This window comes from Mycobacterium sp. NAZ190054, from assembly GCF_001545925.1.
Taxonomy (GTDB): domain Bacteria; phylum Actinomycetota; class Actinomycetes; order Mycobacteriales; family Mycobacteriaceae; genus Mycobacterium.
On the sequence record NZ_LMVQ01000204.1, the window covers coordinates 1 to 6,962 of the forward strand.

At 69.9% G+C, this 6,962-nt stretch carries 6 protein-coding genes; 4 read left to right on the forward strand and 2 right to left on the reverse strand.

What is annotated here, in order from left to right; translation table 11 throughout:
• Window positions 1-237: 237 nt before the first annotated feature.
• Complete coding sequence (locus ASJ79_RS15415; protein ID WP_067956622.1) at window positions 238-1,626, forward strand: sulfatase; 1,389 nt, start codon at window positions 238-240, stop codon at window positions 1,624-1,626.
• A 50-nt stretch (window positions 1,627-1,676) separates the two neighbouring features.
• Window positions 1,677-2,480, forward strand: a complete 804-nt coding sequence (locus ASJ79_RS15420; RefSeq protein WP_067956624.1) for a Stf0 family sulfotransferase — start codon at window positions 1,677-1,679, stop codon at window positions 2,478-2,480.
• Window positions 2,481-2,507: 27 nt separating this feature from the next.
• Here ASJ79_RS15420 and ASJ79_RS15425 read toward each other — a convergent pair whose 3' ends face one another.
• Entirely contained in the window at window positions 2,508-3,272 is a 765-nt protein-coding gene (locus ASJ79_RS15425) for a trans-aconitate 2-methyltransferase (protein WP_067956626.1), read from the reverse strand.
• A complete protein-coding gene (locus ASJ79_RS15430; protein WP_231750861.1) occupies window positions 3,272-3,622 on the reverse strand; it encodes a metalloregulator ArsR/SmtB family transcription factor in 351 nt (116 codons plus the stop codon). Before ASJ79_RS15430 ends, ASJ79_RS15425 begins: the two co-directional genes overlap by 1 nt.
• Window positions 3,623-3,700: 78 nt before the next feature.
• Here ASJ79_RS15430 and ASJ79_RS15435 point away from each other — a divergent pair, with 78 nt between their 5' ends.
• The gene (locus tag ASJ79_RS15435) at window positions 3,701-5,596 is read left to right on the forward strand and encodes a heavy metal translocating P-type ATPase (RefSeq protein ID WP_082753856.1); all 1,896 of its coding nucleotides are present in this window, start codon (window positions 3,701-3,703) and stop codon (window positions 5,594-5,596) included.
• A 9-nt stretch (window positions 5,597-5,605) separates the two neighbouring features.
• Window positions 5,606-6,811, forward strand: a complete 1,206-nt coding sequence (locus ASJ79_RS15440) for a S9 family peptidase (protein WP_156448464.1) — start codon at window positions 5,606-5,608, stop codon at window positions 6,809-6,811.
• Window positions 6,812-6,962 lie beyond the last annotated feature (151 nt).

The window sequence follows — 6,962 nt, forward strand, 5'->3', positions numbered from 1 at the left end:
AACCTAGAGCACCCGACCGCGTGCGCGTCCCCCATTGCCCTGCGGACACACCGAGAACACTTGAGACTCAACCAAAAACACCGCTGACCAGCGAGAAGGCGCCCACTAAAACACTAGGAGCGCCACATGCTTTCGACGCTAGCCGGTTCCCCGGCCCGCCGGGGCGGCCGATCGGCGCGGCTGTGGATAGATTCGGCATTGGGGATAACTTGCCGTCGCGCCACGGAAGGGACATCTGTGACCACACCGGACCGAGACAACGTCCTGCTCGTGCACTGGCACGACCTCGGCCGCCACCTCGGCGCCTACGGCCATGCCGACGTCTCCAGTCCGCGACTCGACCGGCTGACCGAGGAGGGCATCCTGTGCACCGCCGCCCACGCGACCGCACCACTGTGCAGTCCGTCGCGCGGATCGCTGTTCACCGGCCGCTATCCGCAGTCCAACGGCCTGGTGGGGCTGGCCCATCACGGCTGGGAGTACCGCGCCGGGGTCCGCACGTTGCCGCACATCCTCACCGAGAACGGCTGGCATACCGTACTTTTCGGAATGCAACACGAGACGTCGTTCCCCGATCGGCTCGGCTTCGACGAGTTCGACGTGTCCAACTCCTACTGCGAGTACGTCGTCGAACAGGCCACCCGGTGGCTCACCGCCCCGCCGGAGAAGCCCTTCCTGCTCACCGCCGGGTTCTTCGAGACGCACCGCCCCTACCCGCACGACCGCTACCCACCGGCCGACCCGGACAAGGTCAGCCTGCCGGACTTCCTGCCGGACACCCGGGAGGTGCGCCAGGACCTCGCGGACTTCTACGGATCGATCACCGTCGCCGACGCCGCCGTCGGCCGGCTGCTGGACACGCTGGAAGCCACCGGGCTCGACCGCACCACCTGGGTGGTGTTCGTCACCGATCACGGACCGGCGCTGCCGCGCGCCAAGTCCACGCTGTACGACGCGGGCACCGGCATCGCGCTGATCGTCCGGCCGCCCCGCAACTCGACCGTCGCGCCGCGGAGCTACGACGGGTTGTTCAGCGGTGTCGACCTGGTCCCCACCCTCCTCGAGCTTCTCGGTGTCGACGTTCCGCCCGACGTCGAAGGACTTTCGCACGCAACGCAATTCGCTACGCCGACGGAGAAGCCGGTACGGGACGCGGTCTACACGATGAAGACGTATCACGACTCGTTCGACCCGATCCGTGCGATCCGCACCAGGGAGTACAGCTACATCGAGAACTACGCGGCGCGACCGCTTCTCGACCTGCCGTGGGACATCGTCGACAGCGCGCCGGGACGGGTGGTCCAGCCGCGCGTGCAGACACCGCGCCCCGAACGCGAACTCTACGATCTGACCGCCGACCCGACCGAGCAGAACAATTTGCTGGGGCCCGGCGCCACCGGCCGGTCCGAGGCCATCGGCACCCGGCTTGCCCTGCTGCTCGACGACTGGCGGCAGAAGACCGGGGACGTGATTCCCTCGGACTTCGCCGGCACCCGCATCGCCGACCGCTACACGCAGACCTACGCCTACATCAAGGGGCTCGAGATCCCAAGTCGCTCAGCGACTGCGGCCGAACGCGGCATCGAACACGACCACAGCTCGGCACAAGAGTTCGGCTCACGCTGATCGCAAACACCGGCGCTTGCGGCATCGGCGGATGCGGTTAAGCTCTGCCCATGTCAGCCAGCCCGACGGCGTATCTGGTGCTTGCCTCCCAGCGCAGCGGCAGCACGTTGCTGGTCGAGTCGCTGCGGGCCACCGGGGTGGCCGGCGAGCCCGGTGAGTTCTTCCAGTACCTGCCGACGACGAGTCAGTCGCCGCAGCCGCGGCAGTGGTTCGAGGGCGTCGACGACGAATCGATCCTGCGCCTGCTCGACCCCACCGACGACGGCAAGCCGGATCTGGCGCCGCCGGAGATCTGGCGGGACTACATCCGCACCGTCGGGCGCACCCCGAACGGTGTGTGGGGCGGCAAGCTGATGTGGAACCAGACCCCGCTGCTGCTCCGGCGTGCCGAGGGACTGCCCGACCGCTCCGGCACCGGACTGCTCTCGGCCATCCGCGACGTCGTCGGCAGCGACCCGCTGCTGATCCACGTCTACCGTCCTGATGTTGTCTCCCAAGCGGTCTCGTTCTGGCGCGCGGTGCAGACGCGGGTGTGGCGGGGCCGCCCGGATCCCGGGCGGGACGCCCGCGCCGAATATCACGCCGGCGCGATCGCCCACGTGGTCAGGATGCTGCGCGAGCAGGAGGCGGGCTGGCGCGACTGGTTCGCCGAGGAGGGCGTCGAGCCGATGGAAGTGCCGTACCCGGTGCTGTGGCGCAACCTCACGCAGGTGGTGGCCGAGGTACTGGAGAAGCTCGGCCAGGACCCGCGCCTGGCTCCCGCACCGGCGCTGGAACGTCAGGCCGATCATCGCTCGGACGAATGGGTGGACCGATACCGCGCCGACGCCGAGAAGGACGGCCTGCCCACCTGAGCCGAGCCGATCAACCCGCGATGTCGCTCACTTCACCTGCGCGACAACGAATATCCGGCGGAACGGGAAGAACGTGATGCCGTCGTCGCGCCGCGGGTACGCCGCATCGAGCAGCGGGATCAGCTCGGCACGGAACCGCTCCCACTGCTGATCGGACAGCGCGGTGCGCACCGGGCGCAGCGTCGTGCCGTGGATCCACTCCAGGACGGCGTTCTCACCGGTCAGTTCGTGAACGTAGGTCGTCTCCCAGGCGTCGACCGCACAACCCGCATCGGTGAGGAGTTCGGCGTAACCGGCCGCCGGCCTGACCACGTCGGACTTCTCGAACGGGAAGTCCCGCAACGGGTCTGACCATTCCGGGCGGCGCACCAGCTCACGAACCGCCTGATGGGACGGTGCGTCGAAGTTGGCGGGGACCTGGAACGCGATCCACGATCCGGCCGCCAGCCGGCCGGCCCAGCGTTCCAGCAGCCCGGCATGCTCGGGCACCCAGTGCAGTGTCGCGTTGCTGACCACCACGTCGGTGTCCGGGGCCGGCACCCACTGCCGCACGTCGCCCAGCTCGGCGGGGACGCCGCGGCGACGGGCCGCCTCGACCATGTCCGGCGAGGAATCCCACGCCTCCAGCGTGGCGCCGGGCCAACGCTGGCTCAGCGTCTCGGTGAGATTGCCCGGGCCGCAACCGAGGTCGACGACCCGGCGCGGGTCGGCGGCAGGGACCCGGCTCAGCAGGTCGAAGAACGGCCTGCCGCGGTGGTCTGCGTAGGTCAGGTAGACGTCCGGGTTCCACATCAGATGCGGCTGCGTGTCTCGTCCGCCGCCTCGGCACTTCGGAACAGGGCCTGGTTCAGTATCCGCAACACGTCGTCGTCGACGGCCGAGTAGTAGACGAACGTGCCCTCACGGCGTCCCTTCACCAGACCGGCGAGCCGCAGCTTGGCCAGATGCTGGCTGACGACCGCGGGTGTCACGTCGGCGAGTTCGGCGAGGCACGCGACCGACGTCTCACCCTGCAGCAGCGCCCACAGCACCTTGATCCGGGTCGGATCGCTCAACATCCGGAACGCCTCGGCGGCGCGCAGCACGTCGTCGTCGTCAGGCATCGAGAAGCCGGAGATCGAGGTGTGCACGGCGCCGAGCATACTCCGACCTTCCTGTTCAGTTGTCAAGCTGATGATGCAGTTGCGAATATGCATGAGTGTGCAGATAACCTGGACGCCATGAGTCGCACCGCCCGATCCAGCGCCTGGAACCTCCCCGAGGTGCGCTGGGCACTCGTCGCACTGGCGTTCTTCGCGGCCGGCGGGGTCCTGCAGCTCGCGGGCGCGCCCGGATGGCTGTGGTGGACGCTCTATCTGGCGTGTCACGCCAGCGGAGGCTGGGGGCCGGGGCTGGCGGGCGTGCAGGCGCTGCGCGCCAGGACCCTCGACGTCGACCTGCTGATGGTCGTGGCCGCCATCGGGGCCGCCGCCATCGGGCAGGTGTTCGACGGTGCCCTGCTCATCGTCATCTTCGCGACCTCGGGCGCGCTGGAGGCCGTCGCGACCAAGAGGACCGAGGACTCGGTCCGCAGTCTGTTCGATCTGGCACCGCCCACCGCGACCCGCCTGACCGCGGCCGGTGAGGAGGAGCCGGTCGACAGCGCGCTGCTCGACGTCGGCGACGTGCTGCTCATCCGTCCCGGTGAACGGGTCGGCGGGGACGGTCTCGTGCTCGACGGCGTCAGCGAGGTCGATCAGGCCACCATCACCGGCGAGCCGCTCCCGGTGGCCAAGACCGCGGGTGACGAGGTGTTCGCGGGAACGGTCAACGGGACAGGCACACTTCGGGTTCGGGTGACGCGCCCGGCGGCGGACACCGTCGTGGCCCGCATCTCCGCGATGGTCACCGAGGCCAGTGCCAGCAAGGCGCGCACCCAGTTGTTCATCGAGAAGATCGAGCAGCGCTACTCGGTGGGGATGGTGGTCGCCACCGTCGCGATCTTCGTCATCCCGGTGTTGCTCGGCGAGTCGCTGCAGGCGGCGCTGCTGCGGGCGATGACGTTCATGATCGTGGCGTCCCCGTGCGCGCTGGTGTTGTCCACCATGCCGCCGATGCTGGCCGCGATCGCCAACGCCGGCCGGCACGGCGTGCTGGTCAAGTCCGCGGTCGTGCTCGAGAAGCTCGCCAGGGTGAGCCGGGTCGCGTTCGACAAGACCGGCACGCTCACCGAAGGCAACCCGTGGGTCACCGCGGTGTGCCCGCTGCCGGATTCCGGGCTCTCCGAGGAGATGCTGCTGTCCCTGGTGGCGGCCGCGGAGAGTCCGTCCGAGCATCCGCTGGCCCGTGCCGTCGTCGCGTCGGCCCGCCGTTCCGGCGTATCGGTCCCGGCGGCATCCGGCTTCTCGTCGAAGCCCGGCCGCGGCGTCAGCGCGACGGTCGAGGAGGACCATGTGTTCGTCGGCAGTTCAGCGCTGCTGGACGACCTCGATCCCGCCCGCGCCGTCGTCGACGACATCGAACGTGGCGGCAGCACCGCCGTGGTGGTCCAGCTCAACGGCCGCACCGTCGGCGTTCTGGGGCTGGCCGACCGCCCGCGCGACCGGGCCGCGGACACGATCGCCGCGCTCGCGCGCCTGACCGGCGCGCAGCCGGTACTCCTCACCGGCGACAACTCGCGCGCGGCCGGGCAGTTGGCCGGTGAACTCGGCATCGCCGACGTCCGGGCCGGTCTGCTTCCCGAGGACAAGGTCCGCGAGGTCCGCGCGCTGGAGGACGGCGGCGCCCACCTGATGCTGGTCGGCGACGGCGTCAACGACGCCCCCGCCATGGCCACCGCCTACGTGTCGGCAGCCATGGGGCGCAGCGGCTCCGACCTGACCCTGGACACCGCGGACGCGGTGATCACCCGGGACGATCTGGGCACGCTGCCCGCCGTCGTCGCGCTGGCCCGGCGCGCACGCAGGGTCGTCATCGCCAACCTCGCCATCGCCGCGACCTTCATCGTCGTCCTCGTCGCGTGGGACCTGTTCGGGCATCTTCCGCTGCCCCTGGGGGTCGCCGGTCACGAGGGCTCGACCATCCTGGTGGGACTCAACGGGTTGCGGCTGCTCAGGGAGAAGGCGTGGCGACGCTGAGCGGTTAGCATTCCAGGCGTGGAGCCCGACAGCGCGCCCGCCGAATCGCCGCCCATCCCGGTTCCGGACGTCCCCGGCGCCGACGCCACCGCCCGCGGGCTGCCCCGCCGCGTCGACCTGACACTGCGCCAGCGCCTGATCGTCGACTCGTCAGCGGTCGCCGATCTGGCGCTGCGCACGTCGATCGCATCACTGCTCGGCGTCACGATGGTGCCGTCGCTGGCCGGCGCGCTGCGCAGGTCGCAGACCGCAGCCGAGCGCGAACATCTGCGGTTCTACGCCGAGCTCGCGGCCGCCAAGGATCCGCAGGTGTCCTTTCCGGCGCCGCGGACGCCGCCGCGGGTATCCTCGCGGCCCGCCGGCCCGGTCGCGGAGTGGGTCGCCCACGGCAACGTCCGCAACATCCGCTTCGAGAGCAGTTTCCGAGCGGTCAACCCCGCGCTGCGCGACCAGTGCGCGGGATTCGTGCGCAACAACGTCGTCCACGCCCAGCACTGGCGCCACGACGACGGGCCGCGTCCCACGCTGTGCCTGATCCACGGCTTCATGGGGTCGGCGTATCTGTTCAACGGGCTGTTCTTCTCGCTGCCGTGGTTCTACCGCTGCGGGTACGACGTGATGCTGTACACGCTGCCGTTCCACGGACGTCGCGCCGAGAAGTATTCGCCGTTCAGCGGACACGGCTATTTCGCCCACGGGATGGCCGGTTTCGCCGAGGCGATGGCACAGGCGGTGCACGACTTCCGGTCGATCATCGACTATCTGGAGTTCACCGGGGTGGACCGCATCGCACTGACGGGCATGTCGCTGGGCGGCTACACCTCGGCGCTGATCGCCGGCGTCGACGACCGCATCCAGGCCGTCATCCCGAACGTCCCGGTGGTCACCCCGGACCGCACCGTCGACGAGTGGTTCCCCGCGAACAAGGTTGTGGCGCTGCGAGACTGGATCGCTGGCACCGACACCGAGCTGGTCGACGCGGCGACCATGTACTCATCGCCGCTGAACTACCGGCCGCTGGTCCCGAAGGACCGGCGGTTGATCATCGCCGGGCTCGGCGACCGGCTGGCGCCGCCCGAACAGGCCGAGATCCTGTGGCGGCACTGGGACCGGTGCGCGTTCCACTGGTTCCCCGGCAACCACGTGCTGCACGTCAGCCAGCCGGACTACCTGCGCCGAATGACCCGCTTCCTCAGCGGGTTCATGTTCGACTGAGCGCCGTTCCCGCCGGCCACCGCAGCTGCGACAGCAGTCCCACCGGTGTGGGGGTGGCGGGTCCCGGAAGCCGCTCGTCGGACCCGGGGGGCGTCGCGGCGGGCGCCGGGGCGCAGTTTGGACAGGGACGGCGGGGGGAGGGGGGGAGGTG

Bases quoted from the DNA above. Each gene is read 5' to 3' on its own strand.
- ASJ79_RS15425 (WP_067956626.1), bottom strand. From the start codon at position 3,272: ATGTGGAACCCGGACGTCTACCTGACCTACGCAGACCACCGCGGCAGG.
- ASJ79_RS15430 (WP_231750861.1), bottom strand. From the start codon at position 3,622: ATGCTCGGCGCCGTGCACACCTCGATCTCCGGCTTCTCGATGCCTGAC.
- ASJ79_RS15420 (WP_067956624.1), top strand. From the start codon at position 1,677: ATGTCAGCCAGCCCGACGGCGTATCTGGTGCTTGCCTCCCAGCGCAGC.
- ASJ79_RS15435 (WP_082753856.1), top strand. From the start codon at position 3,701: ATGAGTCGCACCGCCCGATCCAGCGCCTGGAACCTCCCCGAGGTGCGC.